The sequence below is a fragment of the Flavobacterium glycogeni genome, assembly GCF_048286775.1.
Taxonomy (GTDB): Bacteria; Bacteroidota; Bacteroidia; order Flavobacteriales; family Flavobacteriaceae; genus Flavobacterium.
Map to the genome: position 1 here is coordinate 1 of NZ_JBLVPV010000065.1, position 1,703 is coordinate 1,703.

Sequence of the window (1,703 nt, forward strand, 5' to 3'; positions counted from 1 at the left end):
AAAGTTGTACCAGTTTCGTCCTTGTTTACGGATTTATAGCTAAAATCAACAAAAGCTTGCTTATGAACAATCTGCAGTGGTGTATTATAGTCATTACTAAAACTGGTTCTTAATATGTCATACCTGTTGACTAGTTCATCATAAGCCTTTTTTATATTATCTATATTCAGATTCTCAGCATACAAAGTGTATGAGGTCTGCATAAAATACAAATTACTTGATTCCTCTACCAGCCAATGGTAATATAATCCTTGTTGTAAAGGCGATAATTCATAAATATCTTCTATTATATCATCCTTATTAACAACTGCCAACTCTTCTATAGATAGTTCTTTATAAGACAGGTCAGAAGGAGTAAGTAAATTAGATGCCATATTTTGGGCAAGATTATTAATCAAATCTATTAATCTCTTATGGTAACTGTCTGTCAGCTTTTGTATTGTTTGTTTCTCAAAAGCAAAAGAAGAATATCCAAAAGTAATACTAAGTTGTCCTGACACTATTATTCCGGAGAAATGCAAAAGAAAGTTATCGGCAGCATTCTCCATAGCTGTAAGATTGCCTATGTTTTCGTGAGCAAACTCAAAGCGAGAACCGTCTTTGTCATCAACATTTGAACCAAAATCGCCCAAATAATTAAACTGAATACTAGGTGATAATTCTTTATCAAAAGAAGTATCCAAGTATTTTAAAATTCCGTATCCAATACCTTTGTTAGGGATTTTTCGTAAAGATTCTTTTACAGATACAATCTCCGGATGTTGGTTATCGGAAATATCTAAAACAAAAGGATAAACACTAGTAAACCAACCTACGGTTCTGCCTATATCTACTCCATCAATTATTTCTTCACGACCATGTCCTTCCATTTCGATGACACTTTTCTCTACACCAAAGGTTTCTTTGATGCTCAGTGCCAAAGCAGTCAATAGGATATCATTAATCTCTGTATTGTATAAATGATGTACTTTTGTCTGTAACTTTTGAGTCAATTCAATATCTAACTCAAATGACAATGAATCATTTATTGTAGCTTTATTTTGTACATCCTCAAAATCTCTAGGCAGCAACGGAATAGTAGCTTGAGAAAGATTTTCCCAATATCTTCTCTCCTGCTGTTGGATTTCACTCTTAGCATACGACTCTTGAAGTGAAGCCCACTTTTGAAAAGAATCGGCTTTTAAAGGCAGTTGAACACTACTATTATTTTCTAAAGCCTCGTACACTGTAGAAAGATCCTCTAGAAGTATTCGCCAAGAAACTCCATCAACAACCAAATGATGAATAATTAAAGCCAATCGATCACCATCTCCCATTCTAAAGTGACCTATATGAAATAAAATCCCTGAACTAAGATTAAAACTCGATTGTAATTCCTCTCCTTTTCTATGGAGTTCTTCTTTGGGATTTGTCGATTCCCTTAAATCAAAGAAACTGATTTTGTAGCAGTCTCTAGAGTTATCTAAATTGTATTGTTCCCATCTATCTCCTATCAATTCATAACACATTCTTAGTGCATCGTGATGCTTTACTAAAATAGCTATGGTTTCTTTTAAAAACAAATCATTTATAGACACCTTACTTTTTAAAAGTACCGATTGGTTATAATGACTTTTATTTACTATAGTATCATTTTCAAAAAAATATTTTTGGATTGGGGTTAATACAACACTACCTTTTACTTCCGATTGATCTATAGCAAT

General features: G+C 32.9%; 1 protein-coding gene. It reads right to left on the reverse strand.

The window, feature by feature from the left end; all coding sequences use genetic code 11:
* The coding region (locus tag ACNQGX_RS18285) for a condensation domain-containing protein (RefSeq protein ID WP_417978737.1) at positions 1-1,703 on the reverse strand (1,703 nt) is incomplete at both ends.